The 18,801-nt window shown below is 62.4% G+C and carries 17 protein-coding genes, 1 tRNA gene and 1 pseudogene; 1 reads left to right on the top strand and 18 read right to left on the bottom strand.

The window, feature by feature from the left end; all coding sequences use genetic code 11:
* Positions 1–71: 71 nt before the first annotated feature.
* From Q1B16_RS06600 to Q1B16_RS06570, 7 genes are all read right to left on the bottom strand, one after another.
* Entirely contained in the window at positions 72–1,337 is a 1,266-nt protein-coding gene (locus Q1B16_RS06600) for a glutamate-5-semialdehyde dehydrogenase (protein ID WP_299785722.1), read from the bottom strand.
* 54 nt (positions 1,338–1,391) lie between these two features.
* Positions 1,392–2,498 (bottom strand): glutamate 5-kinase, encoded by a 1,107-nt coding sequence (gene proB, locus Q1B16_RS06595; RefSeq protein WP_299785720.1) that lies wholly within the window; start codon positions 2,496–2,498, stop codon positions 1,392–1,394.
* Positions 2,486–3,520, bottom strand: a complete 1,035-nt coding sequence (obgE, locus tag Q1B16_RS06590; RefSeq protein ID WP_299785718.1) for a GTPase ObgE — start codon at positions 3,518–3,520, stop codon at positions 2,486–2,488. Before obgE ends, proB begins: the two co-directional genes overlap by 13 nt.
* A gap of 53 nt (positions 3,521–3,573) precedes the next feature.
* Positions 3,574–4,116, bottom strand: a complete 543-nt coding sequence (locus tag Q1B16_RS06585) for a GNAT family N-acetyltransferase (protein WP_299785716.1) — start codon at positions 4,114–4,116, stop codon at positions 3,574–3,576.
* A 105-nt stretch (positions 4,117–4,221) separates the two neighbouring features.
* Complete coding sequence (gene rpmA / locus Q1B16_RS06580) at positions 4,222–4,491, bottom strand: 50S ribosomal protein L27 (RefSeq protein WP_299785714.1); 270 nt, start codon at positions 4,489–4,491, stop codon at positions 4,222–4,224.
* Between the two features lie 13 nt (positions 4,492–4,504).
* Positions 4,505–5,188, bottom strand: a complete 684-nt coding sequence (locus Q1B16_RS06575; protein ID WP_299785712.1) for a 50S ribosomal protein L21 — start codon at positions 5,186–5,188, stop codon at positions 4,505–4,507.
* 193 nt (positions 5,189–5,381) lie between these two features.
* Positions 5,382–6,203, bottom strand: a complete 822-nt coding sequence (locus Q1B16_RS06570) for a DUF2059 domain-containing protein (protein ID WP_299785710.1) — start codon at positions 6,201–6,203, stop codon at positions 5,382–5,384.
* Between the two features lie 150 nt (positions 6,204–6,353).
* Here Q1B16_RS06570 and Q1B16_RS06565 point away from each other — a divergent pair.
* Positions 6,354–6,443 (top strand) — tRNA-Ser (locus tag Q1B16_RS06565).
* An 81-nt stretch (positions 6,444–6,524) separates the two neighbouring features.
* Here the strand turns inward: Q1B16_RS06565 and Q1B16_RS06560 are convergent.
* The 11 genes and pseudogenes from Q1B16_RS06560 to Q1B16_RS06510 form a co-directional block, all read right to left on the bottom strand.
* Positions 6,525–7,277 carry an ABC transporter ATP-binding protein gene (locus Q1B16_RS06560; RefSeq protein WP_299785708.1) on the bottom strand — a complete coding sequence of 251 codons (753 nt, stop codon included), beginning with the start codon at positions 7,275–7,277 and terminating at the stop codon, positions 6,525–6,527.
* Positions 7,274–8,137: an ABC transporter ATP-binding protein gene (locus Q1B16_RS06555; protein ID WP_299785706.1), complete on the bottom strand. Its 864-nt coding sequence runs from the start codon at positions 8,135–8,137 to the stop codon at positions 7,274–7,276. The genes Q1B16_RS06560 and Q1B16_RS06555 overlap by 4 nt, the downstream gene beginning before the upstream one ends.
* Positions 8,134–9,048, bottom strand: a complete 915-nt coding sequence (locus Q1B16_RS06550; protein ID WP_299785704.1) for an ABC transporter permease — start codon at positions 9,046–9,048, stop codon at positions 8,134–8,136. The genes Q1B16_RS06555 and Q1B16_RS06550 overlap by 4 nt, the downstream gene beginning before the upstream one ends.
* On the bottom strand, positions 9,045–10,106 hold the full coding sequence (locus tag Q1B16_RS06545) for an ABC transporter permease (protein ID WP_299785701.1): 1,062 nt from the start codon (positions 10,104–10,106) through the stop codon (positions 9,045–9,047). The genes Q1B16_RS06550 and Q1B16_RS06545 overlap by 4 nt, the downstream gene beginning before the upstream one ends.
* Positions 10,107–11,702, bottom strand: coding sequence for an ABC transporter substrate-binding protein (locus Q1B16_RS06540; RefSeq protein ID WP_299785699.1), 1,596 nt, complete (start codon positions 11,700–11,702; stop codon positions 10,107–10,109).
* 23 nt (positions 11,703–11,725) lie between these two features.
* The gene (locus tag Q1B16_RS06535; RefSeq protein ID WP_299785697.1) at positions 11,726–12,775 is read right to left on the bottom strand and encodes a dipeptidase; all 1,050 of its coding nucleotides are present in this window, start codon (positions 12,773–12,775) and stop codon (positions 11,726–11,728) included.
* Positions 12,772–13,239 carry a GNAT family N-acetyltransferase gene (locus tag Q1B16_RS06530; RefSeq protein ID WP_299785695.1) on the bottom strand — a complete coding sequence of 156 codons (468 nt, stop codon included), beginning with the start codon at positions 13,237–13,239 and terminating at the stop codon, positions 12,772–12,774. Before Q1B16_RS06530 ends, Q1B16_RS06535 begins: the two co-directional genes overlap by 4 nt.
* 65 nt (positions 13,240–13,304) lie before the next feature.
* The gene (locus tag Q1B16_RS06525; protein WP_299785693.1) at positions 13,305–14,258 is read right to left on the bottom strand and encodes an SLAC1 anion channel family protein; all 954 of its coding nucleotides are present in this window, start codon (positions 14,256–14,258) and stop codon (positions 13,305–13,307) included.
* A gap of 46 nt (positions 14,259–14,304) precedes the next feature.
* Complete coding sequence (gene sulP / locus Q1B16_RS06520; RefSeq protein WP_299785691.1) at positions 14,305–16,035, bottom strand: sulfate permease; 1,731 nt, start codon at positions 16,033–16,035, stop codon at positions 14,305–14,307.
* Positions 16,036–16,122: 87 nt separating this feature from the next.
* Positions 16,123–17,798: pseudogene (locus Q1B16_RS06515) on the bottom strand (TIGR01244 family sulfur transferase).
* 75 nt (positions 17,799–17,873) lie between these two features.
* Entirely contained in the window at positions 17,874–18,758 is an 885-nt protein-coding gene (locus Q1B16_RS06510) for an MBL fold metallo-hydrolase (protein ID WP_299785689.1), read from the bottom strand.
* Positions 18,759–18,801: the final 43 nt, after the last annotated feature.

Below are 18,801 nucleotides of genomic sequence, written 5' to 3'. Positions count from 1 at the left end.
ACGAGTTTTCCGAGTAAAAGTATCGGATTAGCCTCTGTCAGGTAACAGTCCGATAGTCCGACCACAACCCCTCAGCCACGCGTCGCGCCGTCGCCAACCACGATGTATTTGAAGCTGGTCAACTGTTCTGCCCCGACCGGCCCGCGTGCGTGCATCTTGCCTGTGGCGATGCCGATCTCGGCGCCCATGCCAAACTCTCCGCCATCGGCAAACTGGGTCGAGGCGTTGCGCATCAGGATAGCACTGTCGATGCGTTCGAAGAACCTGTCGGCTGCCGCGTCGTCTTCGGTCAAGATGCAATCGGTGTGGTTCGAGCTGTAACGGTTGATATGGGCAATCGCCGCGTCCAGATCATCGACCACCCGTGCCGCCACGATGCTGTCGAGGTATTCGCAGCCCCAATCGGCGTCACTGGCCGCGACCGTGCCTTCGATGGTGCGAAGCGTCTCGTCGGCACGCACCTCGACACCGGCGTCCAGAAGCGCCTTGATGACACCCTGCCCGATCGTGTCCACCACATCCTTGTGGATCAGCAGGCACTCTACCGCACCGCAGATGCCGGTGCGCCGGGTCTTGGCGTTCAGGATCACGTTCAGCGCTTTCACAGGATCGGCGTCCTTGTCGACATAGATATGAACGATGCCTTCGAGATGGGCAAAGACCGGCACACGCGCCTCGCGCTGCACAAGACCAACCAGCCCCTTGCCGCCCCGGGGCACGATCACGTCGATGAAATCCGTCATGGTGAGCATCTCGCTCACCGCGGCGCGGTCGCGTGTGGGGACAAGCTGGATCGCGTCCTCGGGCAGACCGGCCTTGCGCAGGCCATCGACAAGGCAGTCGTGAATTGCGGTGGAGGAATGGAAGCTTTCGGACCCGCCCCGCAGGATCACCGCATTTCCGGCCTTGAGGCAGAGCGCGCCCGCGTCCGCCGTCACGTTGGGGCGGGATTCGTAGATCACGCCCACGACGCCCAACGGCGTGCGCACGCGTTTGATGTGCAGTCCGGACGGTTGATCCCATTCGGCCATCACGGCACCAACCGGATCGTTCTGTTCGGCGACGGCGCGCAGGCCGTCCACGATGCCGCGAATGCGATCTTCGTTCAGCATCAGCCTGTCCATCATTGCGTCCGAGAGCCCCTTGTCGCGGCCGTAGTCCAGATCCTTGGCGTTGGCCTCGATAATGGCAGCCCGATTTTTCCAGACCGCGTCTGCCGCGCCGATGAGAGCGGCGTGTTTGCGCTCTGCCGAGGCGTGGGCCAGTTCACGCGCGGCAGCTTTGGCGCGCGCGCCGATGTCGTGCATGAGTGCGGGGATGTCTGTGAGGTCTTTCATCGGTGTCGCCCTTGCAGAGGTCGGATATGCTTATTTGGAAAGAGAAGAAGCCGATCAGATCGCCATGTCGTCGCGGTGTATTACCACGGCGCGGCCTGGATAGCCCAGAATTTCCTCGATCTCGGCTGAATTGTGGCCCTTGATCGCCTGCGCCTCGGTTGCGGTGTAGCGGCTGAGGCCCATGCCCAGCTCGCGACCCTGCGCGTCCTTGATCGTCACCGGATCGCCGCGACCGAATTTGCCCGACACCGCCACGATGCCGGGGGGCAGTAGCGACGTTCCCCGCTCAAGCGCCCGTGCGGCACCGTCATCGACTGTCAGGGCACCCTGCGGTTTCATGGCGAGAATCCAGCGTTTGCGGGCCGCGTGCGGGTCAAGCTGCGGGGTGAACCACGTGGCGCGCGCGCCCTCCTCCAACGCCTTGAGCGGGTGCAGGCGTGAGCCTTCCGTGATTGCCATGGCGCAGCCCGACGCAGTGGCGGTTTTGGCCGCCATCAGCTTGGTCTTCATGCCACCTTTGGAAAGGCCGGAGCCCGCGTCGCCCGCCATCGCCTCTATCTCCGGGGTGATGGCGTCGACGATCGGAAAATGCCTGGCGGTCGGGTCTTGCATGGGGTTTGCGCTGTAAAACCCGTCCACATCCGATAGCAGGATCAACTGGTCCGCACCGACGGTGGCAGCGACTTGCGCCGCAAGGCGGTCATTGTCGCCATAGCGGATTTCATCCGTGGCAACGGTATCGTTTTCGTTCACGATGGGAATGACGCCAAATCCGATCAGCGTTTCCAACGTGGCGCGGCTGTTGAGATAGCGGCGGCGGTCGGCGCTGTCTTCGAGCGTGACCAGCACCTGCGCGGTGGTCAGGCCGTGAGGATCGAGCGCCTCTTCATAGGCGCGGGCGAGGCGGATTTGACCGACGGCGGCTGCGGCCTGGGACTGTTCCAGCGGCAGGACCGTAGGCGGCAGTTTCAGCACGCCGCGCCCAAGCGCGATGGAACCTGACGACACCAAGATCACATCGGTGCCGCGCGCCTTGATCCGGGCCACGTCCTCGGCCAGCGAGATCAGCCAGTCGCGGCGCAGGGTGCCTTTGATCTTGTCGACCAGCAGCGCCGATCCGATCTTGACGACCAATCGGCGCGCATCGCCTAGGGCTGCCACGGTTCGACCTCGTCGCTTGCCTGTTCGCGCTTCCGAGTGGTGCGCACGTGTTTCCGCAACGCGCGCAGCACGTCCGTGAGGCCCTCTTTCGACACGCCGGACATGAGCATCACCTCATGCCCCGCCTTGCGTTCCAATTCTTCCTTGAGGAACACGCGTTCTTCTTCATCGAGCGCGTCGATCTTGTTGAGCGCGGTCACACGCGGCTTGTCTGCCAGCCCGGCTCCGTAGGCTTCGATCTCGTCGATGATCGTCTGGTAATCCTCGAGCAGCGTGCCGGACGTGCCGTCGATCAAGTGCAAGAGCGCCGCACAGCGTTCGACATGACCGAGGAATAGGTCGCCGAGTCCCCGCCCCTCATGGGCGCCTTCGATCAGACCGGGGATGTCGGCCACAACGAATTCCGCGTCATCGACGCCGACAACACCGAGGTTTGGGTGCAGCGTGGTAAACGGATAATCCGCGACCTTGGGCCGAGCGTTGGAGGTTGCCGCCAGAAAGGTGGATTTGCCGGCGTTCGGCAGACCCAGCAGCCCCACATCCGCGATCAGCTTCAGGCGCAGCCAGATCGTGCGCTCCACGCCCTCTTGCCCCGGATTGGACCGGCGCGGGGCCTGGTTGGTTGAGGTCTTGAAATGTACGTTGCCCCACCCGCCATTGCCACCCTTGGCCAACAGCACGCGCTGTCCAAGCTCGGTCATGTCGGCCAGGACGGTTTCTTCGTCTTCGTCGAGGATCTCGGTACCCACCGGCACACGCAGCACGATGTCGTCGCCGTCCGCACCGGTCCGCTGGCGGCCTGCGCCGGGGCGGCCATTGTCGGCAAAGAAATGCTGCTGGTAGCGGAAATCGATCAGCGTGTTCAGCCCGTCCACGGCTTCGGCCCAGACGTCGCCGCCACGCCCGCCGTCGCCGCCATCGGGGCCGCCAAATTCGATGTATTTCTCGCGGCGAAAGCTGATGCAGCCATTCCCACCGGATCCGGAGCGGATATAGACTTTGCAGAGGTCGAGGAACTTCATGTGTTAGCCTTTGATCGAGCCCACGCGCGGTCTATCCGGTTTGCAGCCGCGCGTCAGCCCATACGTTTGAGATAGGTCCAGGTTTTGACCGTTGTGTTTCGGGCGACGGAGAAGGATTCCGCATCGCCGATATATTCGAAGCCGCAATGCGTCAGGACGCGGGCCGAGGCCGGGTTGTCTTGAAACACGCTCGCGAACATCGTGCGATTACCGAGCGGGTTCGCCAGAACGAGCGCATGCACCGCTTCGGATGCGAGGCCTGTGTTCCAGAACGGCGGAGCGACCCAATAGCCCACTTCGGACTGGTTGCGATCCATCCGCGTGAGCGAAATCAGTCCCATCAGTTCGGGCGCGTCCGAGGACGTGCCGTCGATCGCCCAGGCATCCTCGGTCCGGTCCGGCACGCTCATCCGGTCGATGAAGGCTTCGGCGGCACCCGGAGGATAGGGATGCGGCAGGTGCGATGTCATCTCGGCCACACGCTTTTCGCTTGCGTAATGCGTGATAAGCCCCGCATCGGAGGCCCGCAACGGGCGCAGGATGAACCGGTCGGACGTGACGACAGGTTGGTCTGCAACGGGTTTGTCTTGGATCATCTGCTCTCTCCTCAACGCAGATACCGGGGCCGCCCTCGCGGAAACGGCAAAGGGGACCGGCGATGTCGCCGATCCCCTTTTGATTTGTCAAACCTTAAGGTCGGCTTACTCGGCGGCCTCCGCCGCTGGCAGGACCGAAATAAAGGTGCGGCCCTTGAGGCCTTTGTGGAAGGTCACGGCGCCATCGACGGTTGCAAAGATCGTGTGATCCTTGCCCATGCCCACGCCTTCGCCCGGCCAGAACTTGGTGCCGCGCTGACGCACGATGATGTTGCCGGGAATCGCGGACTGGCCACCGTAGAGTTTGACGCCAAGGCGGCGTCCGGCAGAGTCGCGACCGTTGCGGGATGAACCGCCTGCTTTTTTATGTGCCATTGGTCAGGTCTCCTTACTTCGATGCCAGTTCTTTGGCCTGTTCGATCCAGCCTTCACGCTCGATCCGGCCCTTGAACGACAGCTTTTCGCCGAATTCTTCGACGTCTGCATCTGTCCATGCTGCGATCTGGGCGAAGGATGTGATCCCCGCTTCGTGCAGCTTCTTCTCGAGCGCCGGGCCAACACCCGAAAGCTGCTTGAGATCGTCGGCCGCGCCCTTGGCGACACCTGCCTTCTTGGCCGGCTTTGCCTTGGCTTCGTCATTCGCGACGCGGGCCTTCATATCGGACTGTTCGGCGCGATTGGTCGTGTACTTGTCTTCACCGAGACCGCGCGGCAGCGTACCTGCGCCGACTGCGGCTTTCACACCGGACTTGTCCGCACCCGAATCGAGGATATCGGTCACACGCAGAAGCGTGAGCTGCTGGCGGTGGCCTTTGGTCCGCTTCGAGCTGTGCTTGCGGCGGCGCTTGACGAAGTTGATTACCTTCTCGCCCTTGATCTGGTCGACAACCTCGGCCTGAACGGCAGCGCCATCCACCAGAGGTGCGCCCACGACGACCTTGTCGCCACCCAGCATCAGAATTTCGTTGAACTGGACTTTCTCGCCTGCATCGGCTGCCAGCTTTTCGACGCGCAGTGTATCGCCCGATTGGACCTTGTACTGCTTGCCGCCGGTTTTCATGACCGCGAACATCTGTCTTTTCCTTTGTCACCCGCGTTCTGTGGCCCCGGCCCTGCCGGTGTTGCTGGGGAGTGTCCCCGCCTCGAACAGCGCGCCCCGGTCAGGGCGTCATTGTCATCAAAAACAAAAGGCGGGACCGAAGCCCCGTCTTTCATGTGCGCGGCTTATGCTGCGGTGAGCCGGGTTTGTCAACGGGCTTTGCCGCCTAAAGCTCCTGCACCTGCATCTGCCGCGCAACCGCCAGCCCAAGCGCGTAGGAAATATCGTCATACATCTTGTTGAAGCCCGCAAAAAGCGCCCGGTTCAGGGCCCGACCCGGGTCAGTGCGCGACAATTCCGTGTAATCGTCGACCACCCCGTCTTCGAGAGGCCGGTACGCCATCAGAAGAAAGGCATAGACCCATTCGCGTGTGTCGGCGCGGGTTTCCTCTTCGGACCCCCAGACTTCGGTCAGAATGTCGGCCTCGCTCATCTGAAGCGCACCACCATCGACGAGCCCGAGATAGAACATATAGTTGGCGTTCAGCGAGCCAACGAGATTCGCTTCAACCAGATCATTGGTGTCCACAAAATCGGAAATCGCTTCGAGCTCTTCCGAGTCGGTGCCTTCGAGATCCCGAAAGGCGGCACGGGCGGCTTCCTCGATCTCTTCGTCGCGCATCGCGCTCCGCGCGCTGAGTTCGAGGCTCACGATTTGCTGGCCGGTCTCGGACGTGAAGAATTCGAGCAGCGGGTCGGTGTCGGCATCGCCAAGCTGTTCCGTGAAAACCTCGCGGACGGTCGCGAGCATCCGCTCTTCGTCGTAGATCCGTTCAACGGTCGCGTTCCAACCGCCCGTGGCGCCTCCGGGCAGCATGTCGGCGGCAAGTGTATCACCGTATTCCATGCCCTCGTCCCGCATGATCTCAACGATCTCGGGCACGCCAAGCGCGTTGAGCAGATCGTTGGCGGGGGTGGCCCAGGCCGATACCGACCACGAAAGCACAGCAATCCCGGTCGCTGCCGTTGCCATCATCGTGCGGATCATTTCGGAACTCCTCGTTTGCTTGCTGCATACCTATGCCGCGGACAGGACAATTCCAACCCGCCGCTGGTTCGACCGGTGTTTTGCCGCCGCCGCGAAATAGAGGTTGCACAGGTCAGACGCAAAAGCTAAACGCCCCTCCGTGACCCCCGCGGAGAGGTGCCGGAGTGGTCGAACGGGGCGGTCTCGAAAACCGTTGTGGGCGCAAGTCCACCCAGGGTTCGAATCCCTGTCTCTCCGCCATTATTTCCTGACAGATACTGACGCGCGATCGCCCCCCCCCCCGCAGCGTCGGATTGGAAAGCTGCTCCCGCGTCCAATGGCCTAGCGGATCGAGTTGATCGAGCTTTCCAGCAGATGGCGGGTGTACGGCGACGTGGCCTTGAAAGCGCGCATGTCCTCGACGGTCAGCACCTCTTCGAAACGGCCGTCCTTCATCACGCCGATCCGTTCGCACAGATGCCCCACGACGCCCAGATCATGCGAGACCATGATGTAGGTCAGCTTGTGCTCGTGCCGAAGGTCGACCAGCAGGTTCAAAATTTCCGCCTGCACCGACACGTCCAGCGCGGAGGTCGGTTCGTCCAGCAGCAGGATCGACGGATCGCAGGCCAGGGCACGGGCGATGGCAACGCGTTGGCGTTGGCCTCCGGACAGTTGGTGCGGATAGCGGAAGCGAAAGCCGGGCCCGAGGCCCACGTCATCCAGCAACGTGCCGATGCGGCTGTCGATGTTCTCAACGCCGTGCAGGCGCATCGCTTCGGACAGCACTCGATCCACCGTCTGACGCGGATGGAGCGAGGCGTAGGGGTCCTGGAACACCATCTGGACCTTGCTGTAAAACGCTTTGCTGCGTTTGGGGCCAAGGGTTTCGCCCGCGACGGTCATTTCGCCCGACCACGTGGGGACGAGCCCAGCGATGGCGCGCAAGATGGTGGATTTGCCCGATCCGCTTTCGCCCACAAGGCCAAAGCTTTCGCCATCGGCCACGTCGAAGCTCACGTCTTTCACGGCATCATTGCGCTCGGCGCCCGTGCCGAACCAGACGGTCAGGTCCTTGATCGTGATGGCGCTCATTGGCGGGCGCTCACGGACGGAGCTTCGCGCCAGGCGGGGTCGCGTTTAAGCACCTCGAGCCTGTCGCGCGGGTGTTCCAGATCGGGAACGGAATTCAGCAGCCCCAGCGTATAGGGGTGGCTGGCGTTGCGCAGCTCGGATGCCTTGCAGGTCTCGACGATGCGGCCAGCATACATGATGACGATGCGGTCGCAGAACTTGGCCACAAGGTTCAGGTCGTGGCTGATGAACATGAGACCCATCCCGCGGTCACTCACCAGCTTGTCGATGATGTCCAGCACCTGAAGCTGCACCGATACATCCAGCGCCGAGGTCGGCTCGTCCGCGATCAGGATCTCGGGATTCGGCAGGAGCATCATGGCGATCATGATGCGCTGGCCCATGCCGCCGGACACCTCATGCGGATAGAGGTCATAGACGCGGTCCACATCGCGGATCGCCACTTCGTCCAACACCTCAAGCGCGCGTTGCCGGGCCTCGCTTCGGGACACCTTTTCGTGGGCGCGGAGGGCCTCGACCAGTTGCTGGCCGACGGTCATCACCGGGTTCAGCGAAAACTTCGGATCCTGCATGATCATCGACACCCGCCCGCCGCGCAGTTGGCGCATCCGCTTTTCGGGGGCGTTTAAAATGTCCTCGCCCTTCAGTTCGAGCTTGTCGGCCTCGATAAATCCCGGCGGGCGGATCAGCCGCAGGATCGCGCGACCGGTCATGGATTTGCCCGACCCGCTTTCGCCGACGATGCCGAGGCGTTCCTTGCCGAGGGTGAAGGACACGCCGCGCACGGCGTCGAAGACACCGGTGCGGGTGCGGAACTTGACCCAGAGGTTCTCCACATCCAGTAGCGGCGCGTCGGTCATGAATTGTCCTCTTTCGGGTCGAGCACGTCGCGCATCCCGTCGCCCAGCAGGTTGAAGGCCAGACTGATCGCAAAGATCGCAATGCCGGGAATCGTGGCGACCCACCAGTAGTCAAGGATGTATTTGCGCCCTTCCGAGATCATCGCCCCCCATTCCGGGCTGGGCGGCTGAGCGCCCAGGCCAAGGAACCCGAGACCCGCCGCCGTCAGGATGATGCCCGCCATGTCTAGCGTCACGCGGATCACCAGCGACGAAATACAGAGCGGCCAGATGTGCCGGGTGACGATGCGGAAGGGCCCCGCCCCTTGCAGCTTGATCGCGTGGATGAAATCCGAGTTGCGGATGGTCAGTGTCTCGGCCCGCGCGATCCTTGCGTAGGGCGGCCAGGCGGTGAGCGAGATGGCAAGCACCGCGTTCTCGATCCCTGCCCCAAGCGCCGCGACAAAGGCTAGCGCGAGGATCAGGCGCGGGAACGCCAAGAAAATATCGGTAATCCGCATCAGCACCACGTCGATCCAGCCCCCGGCATAGCCCGACACGGTGCCGACGATCAGCCCGACCAAGGGCGCCACCATGACCACCAGAAGCACGATGTAGATGGATATCCGCGCGCCGTAGAGAAGCCGGGAATAGATGTCGCGTCCGAGGCTGTCGGTGCCAAAGAAATGACCGTTTTCGCCCGGTGCCAGCAAGCGTTGGCCAAGGTCCTGCGCGAAGGGATCGTGGGTCGCCAGAACCGGCGCGAAGATCGCGCAGAGAACGAGAAAGGCCAGCACATAAAGCCCGAACATCGTCAGCTTGTTCGACCGCAGGGTCAGCCATCCCTTGTACCACGAGGCATAGCGCGCCTGTCGGCGGGAGGTCGGCTCTTCGGTCAGGAGCCAGTCGCGCAGCCCTTGCGTTGTGCTCATTTGGACCTCGGATCGAAGAAGCGGTAGAGCAGGTCGGAGAAGATGTTGATGCCGACGAAGATCGTGCCGATCACAATGGTCCCGCCCAGCACCGAGTTCATGTCATTCGCCAGAAGCGACGTGGTGATGTATTGGCCAAGCCCCGGCCACGCGAAGATGATCTCGGTCAGGACGGAGCCTTCCAGAAGGTTGGCATAGGCCAGCGCGATCACCGTCACCAACTGGATGCGGATGTTGCGGAAGGCGTGGCCCCAGACCACCTGCCATTCGCTCAGGCCCTTCACACGGGCGGTGGTCACGTATTCGGACCCAAGCTGTTCCAGCATGAAGGACCGCGTCATGCGGCTGATATAGGCAAGGCTGTAATAGCCCAGCAGGGAGGCCGGCAGGATTATGTGGGAAAAGGCGTTGCGGAACACCTCCCATTCGCCGCGCAAGGCGCTGTCGACGAGGATCAGGCCGGTGATCGGCTCCACGATGCCCTGGTAGAAGATGCCCAACCGTCCCGGTCCCGCCACCCAGCCGAGGATGCCGTAAAACACCAGCAAGCCGACGAGACCAAGCCAGAAGATCGGCATGGAATACCCGATCAGGCCCACGAAGCGCGCGAGCTGGTCGATCCAGCTGCCCCGGCGGACAGCGGCAATCACGCCAAGCGGCACGCCCAGAATGACGCCGATCAGCGTGCCCAGCGTGGCCAGTTCGAGCGTTGCGGGGAAGACGCGGGCGATATCGGTCGTCACCTCCTGCCCCGTGCGGATGGATTTGCCGAAGTCGCCTTGCAGCACATCCGTCACGTAGATCCAGAACTGCACCAGCAGTGGCTGATCCAACCCAAGTTCGCGGAACGTCTGATCGTATTGGGCCTGTGTTGCCCGTTCGCCGATCACGGCCAGAACCGGGTCGATCGGCATCACGCGACCGATCATGAAGGTCACGAAGAGCAAGCCAAGAATGGTCGCTGCGACCGTAGCGAGCGTCGCCAGCGACTTCCTGACCCAGATGGGAACGGGCGGCAGAAGCCGCCCGCCCGTTTGGTTGACGTTTTGATCCGCCATTTACTTGGTGATGACCCAGTAAGAGACGGCCGTTGTCGCGCCACCGGCGACGAAGTTTTCGACGTTGGAGCGCATCCCGTTCTGTTCGATCTGCTGGAACATCACGCCGAAGGGGCTGGTCTGCTGATGCTCGCGCTGCAATTCGCGGTACATTTCTGCGCGGGCTTCGGTGTCGTTCTCCACCACGGCGGCGAGGGTTTTCTCGCTCATCTCGGGGATGCCCCAGGCGTTGCGCCATGCCAGAAGGCCGGTTGCCCCTGCCTCGTCCGAGTTGTCGGGGTTGAAGGCGAACGTCCCGGCGTTAGTGTTCGGATCCGGATAGTCCGGTCCCCACGCGCCAAGATAGATGTCGTGCTCACGCGCGCGGTAGCGATCGAGCGTCTGCGCGCCGGTGCCGACGATCAACTCGATGTCGCATCCCAATTGGCCCCAGGTGTTCTGGAGCGATTGGGCAATGTCCAAGCGTTCCTGCGCATCGCGTACCGAGATCTTGATCGGACCGCACTCTGCAAACCCGGATTCGGACAAGGCAGCCTGAGCGGCGTCCATGTCATAGCTGAACGGCGTTTCTTCCAAGGCACCAAGGAAGGTGCGCGGCAGGAAGGCCTGATGCACCGTGTACTGACCCTTGAGGAAGGAGCCTGACATGCCTTCGTAATCCGTGGCCAGCTTCAGCGCCTCGAGCACCTTCGGATCGGAGAGCATCTCGTTCTTCTGGTTGGCGGCCCAATACATCAGGCGGCCGCGCAATTCGTCGATCACCTTGACGCCGTCGACACCTTCGAGCCCCGCCACGTCTTCGGGCGACAGGTTGCGTGCGACGTCGATATCGCCACGCTCGAGTTGAAGGCGCTGCGTCGCGCTTTCCTGAATGTGCTGAACGATCACCCGCTCCATCGCGGGCGTTTCACCTGCGTAGTTCGGGTTGAGGTCCATCAGTACGCTCTCGCTCGGCTTCCAGTCCACCACCTTGTAGGGGCCGGATCCGGCGGTGTTCGTGCGCAGCCACGCGTTGCCCATGTCACCGTCGGTTTCATTGGCCATCACGGTTTCCATATCCACGATACCGCCAATGGTCGCCGTCAGACAGTTGAGCACGAAAGACAGCGCGTAGGGCTTGTCGAGCGTCAGAACGAGCGTGCTGTCGTCCGGTGCCACGATGGTCTCTTCGACATTTTCCGGCGTGAAACCGAACTGCGTCAGGATGAAGGACGGCGTTTTGTTCAACTGCACCGCGCGGCGCAGCGAGAATTCCGCGTCCTTGGCCGTCACCGGATTGCCCGAGGCAAAGGTATGTCCCTCGGCCATCGTGAAGGTGATGGTCATGCCGTCTTCGGAAATCTCCCAGCTTTCGGCCAGTTGCGGCTGAAAGCCCGCATCAAGGTCGAGCGGGTCGAAATTGACCAGCTTTTCGTAGACGTTCCGGCTGACGTCCGCACCCGCGAATTCAAAGCTTTCGGCGGGATCGAACGTCTTGATGTCGTCGATGCGGTTCGCGATGACCAGCATGTTCGGCGGCGTTTCTGCAAAGCTGGGCGCGGCGATGCCGACGGCCAGAAGCGACGCAACCGCGGCTGCAACAAAAGGTGATGTCATGGTCTATTTCCCCGTTCCAATTATTATTCGCCCCACGTTTTTCGCAGGACCCTGAGCCAGTTCCCATGGGTGATCTTGCCCATAAGGCCATCGTCGACACCATGAGACCGCAGTGCAGTGATCAGATTGGGCAGGCCCGCGCAGTCCCCGATTAGTTCCGGGACCAGCGCACCGTCGAAGTCCGATCCAAGACCGACCCGATCTTCACCCACGCTGTCGACCAGATGGTCAAAGTGTCGGAGCACGATGTCAAGCTCAAACTCCGCGTCCATCCGCCCGTCGGGCCGCAGGAAGGCGCTGGCGAAGTTGATGCCCACCATTCCATCGCTGTCACGGATCATGTGCAATTGGCGATCCGTCAGGTTGCGTGAATGCGGACACACGGCCCAGGCGTTGGAGTGAGTCGCGACCAGGGGAGCGTCTGTGATACGGGCCACGTCTTCGACCCCTTTGGCGTTCAGATGCGACAGGTCGACCATGATCTTGAGCCGGTTGCATTCGCGCACGAGCGCCTTGCCCGCCTCCGTCAGTCCAGGCCCTGTGTCGGGGTCCGAGGGATAGCGGAACGGCACGCCATGCCCCCAGATCGTGTCCCGGCTCCAGACCGGACCAAGCGACCGCAGCCCACGGGCGTACCACGCGTTCAGCTTGTCGAATTCGCGGTCGATTGCCTCGGCCCCTTCGATGTGAAGGACGGCAGCCATCTCGTCGGCGGGCAGCGCAGCTTCGACCTCTTGCGCGGTGCGACAGATGCGAATGGCGCCCGCTGCTTCGAGATCGTCCATCGCGGCGAAACCCCGTTCGGTCCAGTCGGTCGCCTCGGCTTCGGGCACAGGGTCGGGCAAGGGAATATCGTATGTCGGATTGCGCATCTCATCGTGCCGCACCGCCTTGTCGCCGGGGCTGGGCACGAAGATCGCGAACATGCCGCCGCCAAACCCGCCTTTCTGCGCACGCGGCTTGTCGATATGCCCGTCGGTCAAACCCGATGCGACGGCCTCTGCGGTGACATCTCCACGCAGAAGGCGCAGGACAAGGTCGTTATGTCCGTCAAAGACGGGAAAGTCGGTCATGATGTCTCCAATGACAGTTTGTAGCCAAGATGCGATGGCGTGAATCCGGCGCGTTCGTAAAAGCGGTGCGCGTCGGGGCGGCGGCGATCCGACTTCAATTGCACAAGGGCGCAGCCACGGTTGCGGGCCTCCGTGATGGCCCAGTCCAGAAGGGCTTGCCCTACCCCCTGCCCGCGCAGTTCACAGGCCACGCGCATCGCCTCGATCTGCGCCCGCCACGCGCCGTGACGCGACAGGCCGGGCAGGAAGGACAGTAGAAGCGTTGCCACGATCTCGTCGCCATAGGCGCCGACGACAAGCAGATGGTTCGGGTCGGATTGGATCGCGTCAGACGCCGATTGGTACGCGGCGTCCACTCTGGTCGCTTCGCGCGACATTCCGATATCGTCATCTGCGTAGAGTGCGATCAGGGCGGGCAAATCGCCGTCGTTCGCGCCGCGAATGGACAGGGTTCGGTCAGACATGGCCAAAGCTTTGGCCAATTCCGCCCGATCCGCAATCGGAAACCGGGCGGTGCGCGCCGCGGCGATCAGTCCGGTTGGCAGATCTCGTCGCGCAGGATCGCCAGAGACGTGCGCCAGAGCAGTCCCGCGATGATGACGCAGAGAAGCCCCAGGAGCGCCCACCCGATGCCAAGAAACACCGGCGCGCCGGACAGCGCCGCGTATCGGAAGGACGCGATGGTCATGGCTGCGATGGGGAAGGACAACGCCCAGAACGACAGCGCAAACGGCAAACGGATCAGACCCCGCACCTGCAACAGCACGAGCGCCGTGAAAAACAGGCCAAGATTGTAGAACACCCGCGCAGGGGCATCGAGTACACCACCATTCAGTTGCAGCCACGCGACGAAGGCCACCGCAGGGGGTGCGATCAAGATCGTCAATGTCGGGCGCAGCTTGCCCGGCAGCGGTTCGTGGAAGATGAGGCGGTTGAAAACCAGCGTCAGCAGCACGATCCAGAAAAGAACGCCGAGCGAGAAGAAGTACCAGCTCGCATCGACAAATCCGAACGACACGCCCGCAATCGGGGCGATCACATTGCCGACCGCCGGAATGAACCATGCCGGCGACATCTGCCCGACACCGAAACCGCGATGGCTGATCCAGCTGGTGACAATGGCCAGTGTCAGCACCGCCTGCAACACGGCGCCGACGACCCAGAGCCCGGCCGCCAAACCCGGCATCATTCCGCGCAGCGCAACTGCCCCGAGGAGCAAAGAGATGCTGATGGCGGGAAAGAAGGCCAGTTTGATCGGATGCACCGCGCCGGGATGCCGAACCGCCTTGGCCGCATACAGCGCCGATTGGACTGCAAAGACGAAAATGGCGAACGCGACCACGATATGACCGATGGTTGTGAACCCGGCCGCCTCGAACGCCAGTGACGTGCCCATGAGGCCCATCACCGCGCTGAAGAACGCGACCGGGAAATGCGCGAGTCGGCTGTGCGGGATGGCGGTTTCGGCTGCTGTGTCTGCCATGGGTCGGTCCTCTTGCGTCGGTCAGGCGGTCCGGGTGTCCGCGATGTTACTCGGCAGTATCGCGATGCGGCGCCAGTTGTTTCCAAGCGTTGTATTGCGACAGGAACACCCGCCCGTTCAGGGAATGCAGGAAATGGGTTTGCTGCAAACGGTCCATCACCGGGCCTTTCACCTCGGACAAGTGCAGACCGATGCCCAGATCGGTGAGGCGCTGGTTGATCGCCTCAAGGCTTTCCAGAGCCGAGAAATCGACCTCGTTTACGGCCGAAAACATCAGGATCACATGCTTGATCTCGGACCCTTCGGAAACCCGCGCCTGCACCATGTCCTCGAGGAAACGCGCGTTTACGAAATACAGGCTTTCGTCCACACGGAGGCTGAGGATCGTGGGATCGGTTTCGACCTTGTGCCGGTTGATATTGCGGAAGTGCTCCGTCCCCGGAACCAACCCGATCTCGGCCACGTGGGGGCGCGAGGTTTTGTAAAGGTGCAGCAGGATCGAGATGCCGACACCGGAGGCGACCCCCACTTCGACCCCAAGGGCCAGCGTCAGCACGATGGTCGCAGCGACGGCGGTGAAATCGGCCTTCGAGTAGTCCCACGTCTTTTTCAGGATCGAGAAATCGACAAGGCTCAGCACCGCGACAACGATGGTTGCGGCCAGCGTGGCATTTGGCAGGTAGTAAACCAGCGGCGTCAGCGCGACGGCGGCGATGGCAAGGCCCACAGCGGTGAACGCACCGGCGGCGGGCGTTTCGGCGCCTGCGTCGTAATTCACTACAGACCGCGAGAACCCGCCGGTAACAGGATAGCCGCCGGTGAATGCCGCACCGATATTGGCCGCGCCCAGCCCGATCAGTTCCTGGTCCGGGTCGATCTTCTGGCGTTTCTTCGCGGCAAGCGTCTGGGCCACCGATACGGATTCGACGAACCCGATGATCGAGATCAGGATGGCGGGAACGAGCAATTGCTGGACAAGCTCCGGCGACAGGCCCGGCAGGGTCAGCGGTGGCAGGCTTTGCGGGACCTCGCCCACGATCTTGACCCCCTTGTCGGCAAGGCCGAACAGCCAGACCGACAGGGTTGTGACCGCAACGGCGAGAACCGGCCCCGCCTTGGTCAGGACATCGGCCAGCGTCCGCGACGCGCCAAGGCGGCGCAACAACGGCTTCAGCCCCTTGCGAACCCAGAACAGGAACGCCGTGGCCAGCCCGCCGATCACCACCGTGATGACGTTGATGTCGCCCAGATGGCTCCAGAGCGACCCAATGAGTTGCGGCAGAGTATGCCCCTCAGCCGCGATGCCCAGCAGGTGCTTTAATTGGCTGAACGCGATCAGGATACCCGACGCGGTGATGAACCCGGCGATAACCGGATGGCTCAGGAAATTTGCCAGAAAGCCGAGCCGGAACAACCCCAGCAGCATCAGAAATCCGCCGGACAGGAAGGCGAGCGTCAAGGCCGCGATGGCGTACCCGGCGGTGCCCTGCTCTGCCACCTGCCCCACGGCAGAGGCGGTCAGAAGCGACACCACCGCCACCGGCCCCACGGCCAGAGCGCGGCTGGTGCCGAAGATGGCGTAGAGGATGATCGGCGCAATAGAGGCGTAGATGCCCGCCTCGGGCGGCAATCCGGCCAGCAGAGCGTAGGCCAGCGATTGCGGGATCAGCATGATCGTCACGATCACCGCGGCGATCATGTCATTGGAAAAGGCGCTTCTGTTATAGGTCTTTCCCCAGTCTAGGATCGGGAAATAGCCGCGGAGATGGTCGATCATGTGTCTTCTCTAAAAAGCCGCGGACAGGGTTTTGCAACCCTGCCCACGGGGGTGATGCGCGCTGGAGGGATGCGACGCAACAACGGGTTATTCGGCGGCGACCTTCACCTTTTCAGGCTTGGCCATCCATTCTTTGCCCTTCAACATGGCCTTCCAGTAGATCGGCGGCAGAAGCTTTTCCTTCAGAAGCCATGCCGCACGCGACGGTTTGGTACCGTCGATCAGATAGCTCGGGAAGCTTGGCAAGAGGGTGCCGCCATAGCCGAACTCGGCCAGCACGATCTTGCCGCGTTCCACCGTGAGCGGGCACGATCCATAGCCGTCATACTGCGCCACGGCAGACCGCCCCCGAATGTCGGCGACGATATTGTCGGCCACGGTCGGCGCCTGCTTGCGCGCGGCCGCAGCGGTCTTTGCATTGGGCGCATTCATCACGTCGCCCAGCGACCAGATATTGTTGTAGGATTTGTGGCGCAGGGTGGCCTGATCCACGTCGACCCAGCCCGCCGCGTCAGCCAACGGCGACACGCGGATAAAGTCCGGCGCGGTTTGCGGCGGGCAGACGTGCATCATGTCGAACTCCACCTCGACCGTCGTCGGCTCGGTATCGGGCGCGTTCACAGCAAAGGTCGCCTTTTTCGCCGGTCCATCGACGGCGATCAGATTGTGAAAGAAATTGAGCGTGGCATCGTACTTCTTCACGTAATCCATGAGCGCCGGGACATAATCCTTCACGCCAAAGAGCACCCCGCCCGCGTTCATGAACTGAATGTCGATGTTCTTGAGCGCGCCGTTGCGGAACCACGCGTCGCCGGACAGGTACATCGCCTTTTGCGGGGCGCCTGCGCATTTGATCGGCATCGGCGGCTGGGTGAAGAGCGCGCGTCCTTCCTTCAGAGATCGCACGAGCTCCCAGGTGTAAGGTGCCAGATCGTAACGGTAATTCGACGTCACGCCGTTACGGCCCAAGGTCTCTTCCAACCCTTCGATCTTGCTCCAGTCGAGCTTCAGCCCCGGGCACACGACAAGCCGGTCGTATTTCACGACACGACATCCATCGAGGATGACGGCATCGTTTTCAGGCTCGAAGGCTGCAACCGCGGACTTGATCCAGTGCACGCCCTGCGGGATCAGCGATCCCATTGTCTTTGCGGTATCCTGCGGGTCGAAAATACCGCCGCCGACCATGGTCCAGCCCGGCTGGTAGTAATGGATATCGGCCGGGTCGATAATCGCAACCGACAGGCCCGGCTTGCGCACCTTGAGGCCGCGACCGAAATGCCACCAGCCCCGCCGCCGACGATCACCACGTCGAACTTGGCATCGCCGGTATCGGTCGGTGTCTTGCCACCATTGGCGATCCGACGCGCGACACCGTTCATGTCGTAGCCCGCCGCTTTCGTCGCCCCGAGGATCTCGGCCATTGGCAGCGTCCTGGACTGGCTCAGCGACCAGAGCGTGGCCGAGCGTGTGCCGGACCGGCAATAGGCCAGAACCGGACCCGGAAGTTCGCGCAGCGCGGCACCGAAGGATGCTGCGTCCGCGTCCTGCACCAAGCCGGACTGGACGGGCAGATAGCGCATCTCGATACCCGCTGCCCTGGCGGCGGCCTCGATCTCTTCGTGGGTCGGCTGATCGGCGCCCTCGCCGTCGGGACGGTTGCAAACGATGGACCGGAATCCGGCCTCTTTCAGCGCGGGAATGTCGTCGGCCGTGATCTGCGGACTGACGGTGAGCGCATCGGTGATTTTATTGAGTTGCACGGGATTGGCCTCACTTGCCTGAATGTCGTGGGAAGCCGTGACGGACGATCTCCGCCACGGCTTTCGAGTACGGTGTCACAGCGCGTTGACCGGAACCTTGAGCATCGGATTGCCATCCTTGTCCTTCGGCACCTCACCGGCGCGCATGTTCACCTGCAAGGACGGGATGATGAGCTTCGGCATATCGAGCTGCGCGTCCCGCTCGGTGCGGAACTTGACGAAGTCTTCCTTGGTCTTGCCGCCGCCCACGTGAATGTTGTGCGCCTTTTCTTCGCCGACGGTGGTTTCCCACTGAATGTCGCGGCCGTTCGGGCCGTAATCGTGGCACATGAACAGGCGCATGTCGTCGGGCAGCGCCAGAACCTTCTGGATGCTGTCGTAAAGCGTTCCTGCGTCGCCACCGGGAAAATCGGCGCGCGCCGACCCGCCATCGGGCATGAAAAGCGTGTCACCGACGAAGGCCGCGTCGCCCATCACATGCACCATGCAGGCCGGCGTGTGGCCGGGCGTGTAGATCGCGAACGCCTGCATATTGCCGATTGTGTAGGTGTCACCGTCTTCGAACAGCTTGTCGAACTGGCTGCCGTCGCGCTGGAATTCGGTGCCTTCATTGAAGATCTTGCCGAACGTGTCCTGCACCACCAAGATCTTCGAGCCGACACCGATCTTGCCGCCCAGCTTCTCCTGAATGTAGGGCGCAGCCGACAAGTGATCGGCATGCACGTGGGTTTCGATGATCCACTCAAGCGTCAGCCCACGGCTCTGAACCTCTTCGATCAGCGCGTCGGCGTGATCGTAGGTGATCCGACCCGCGGCGTAGTCGATGTCCATCACGCTGTCCACGATGGCACAGGCGTTGGATGTGGGATCCTTCACGATGTAGCTGATCGTGTTGGTGGCCTCGTCGAAATAGGCCGAAACGTCCGGTTTGACGGTCATGTCCACAGGATAGTGCGTCATGGGATTTCTCCTCGATAAGTCAGTCTGATGGCGCGCCTGATGC

It is taken from the genome of uncultured Marivita sp., from assembly GCF_947488135.1.
Lineage (GTDB): Bacteria > Pseudomonadota > Alphaproteobacteria > Rhodobacterales > Rhodobacteraceae > Marivita.
The sequence above is the reverse complement of the archived record's forward strand: the minus strand, read 5'-3'. Positions and strand labels throughout refer to the sequence as shown.

Coding starts and splice junctions, on each gene's coding strand:
- Q1B16_RS06600 (WP_299785722.1), bottom strand. CDS start 1,337: ATGAAAGACCTCACAGACATCCCCGCACTCATGCACGACATCGGCGCG.
- obgE (WP_299785718.1), bottom strand. CDS start 3,520: ATGAAGTTCCTCGACCTCTGCAAAGTCTATATCCGCTCCGGATCCGGT.
- Q1B16_RS06585 (WP_299785716.1), bottom strand. CDS start 4,116: ATGATCCAAGACAAACCCGTTGCAGACCAACCTGTCGTCACGTCCGAC.
- rpmA (WP_299785714.1), bottom strand. CDS start 4,491: ATGGCACATAAAAAAGCAGGCGGTTCATCCCGCAACGGTCGCGACTCT.
- Q1B16_RS06575 (WP_299785712.1), bottom strand. CDS start 5,188: ATGTTCGCGGTCATGAAAACCGGCGGCAAGCAGTACAAGGTCCAATCG.
- Q1B16_RS06570 (WP_299785710.1), bottom strand. CDS start 6,203: ATGATCCGCACGATGATGGCAACGGCAGCGACCGGGATTGCTGTGCTT.
- Q1B16_RS06560 (WP_299785708.1), bottom strand. CDS start 7,277: ATGAGCGCCATCACGATCAAGGACCTGACCGTCTGGTTCGGCACGGGC.
- Q1B16_RS06555 (WP_299785706.1), bottom strand. CDS start 8,137: ATGACCGACGCGCCGCTACTGGATGTGGAGAACCTCTGGGTCAAGTTC.
- Q1B16_RS06550 (WP_299785704.1), bottom strand. CDS start 9,048: ATGAGCACAACGCAAGGGCTGCGCGACTGGCTCCTGACCGAAGAGCCG.
- Q1B16_RS06545 (WP_299785701.1), bottom strand. CDS start 10,106: ATGGCGGATCAAAACGTCAACCAAACGGGCGGGCGGCTTCTGCCGCCC.
- Q1B16_RS06540 (WP_299785699.1), bottom strand. CDS start 11,702: ATGACATCACCTTTTGTTGCAGCCGCGGTTGCGTCGCTTCTGGCCGTC.
- Q1B16_RS06535 (WP_299785697.1), bottom strand. CDS start 12,775: ATGACCGACTTTCCCGTCTTTGACGGACATAACGACCTTGTCCTGCGC.
- Q1B16_RS06530 (WP_299785695.1), bottom strand. CDS start 13,239: ATGTCTGACCGAACCCTGTCCATTCGCGGCGCGAACGACGGCGATTTG.
- Q1B16_RS06525 (WP_299785693.1), bottom strand. CDS start 14,258: ATGGCAGACACAGCAGCCGAAACCGCCATCCCGCACAGCCGACTCGCG.
- sulP (WP_299785691.1), bottom strand. CDS start 16,035: ATGATCGACCATCTCCGCGGCTATTTCCCGATCCTAGACTGGGGAAAG.
- Q1B16_RS06510 (WP_299785689.1), bottom strand. CDS start 18,758: ATGACGCACTATCCTGTGGACATGACCGTCAAACCGGACGTTTCGGCC.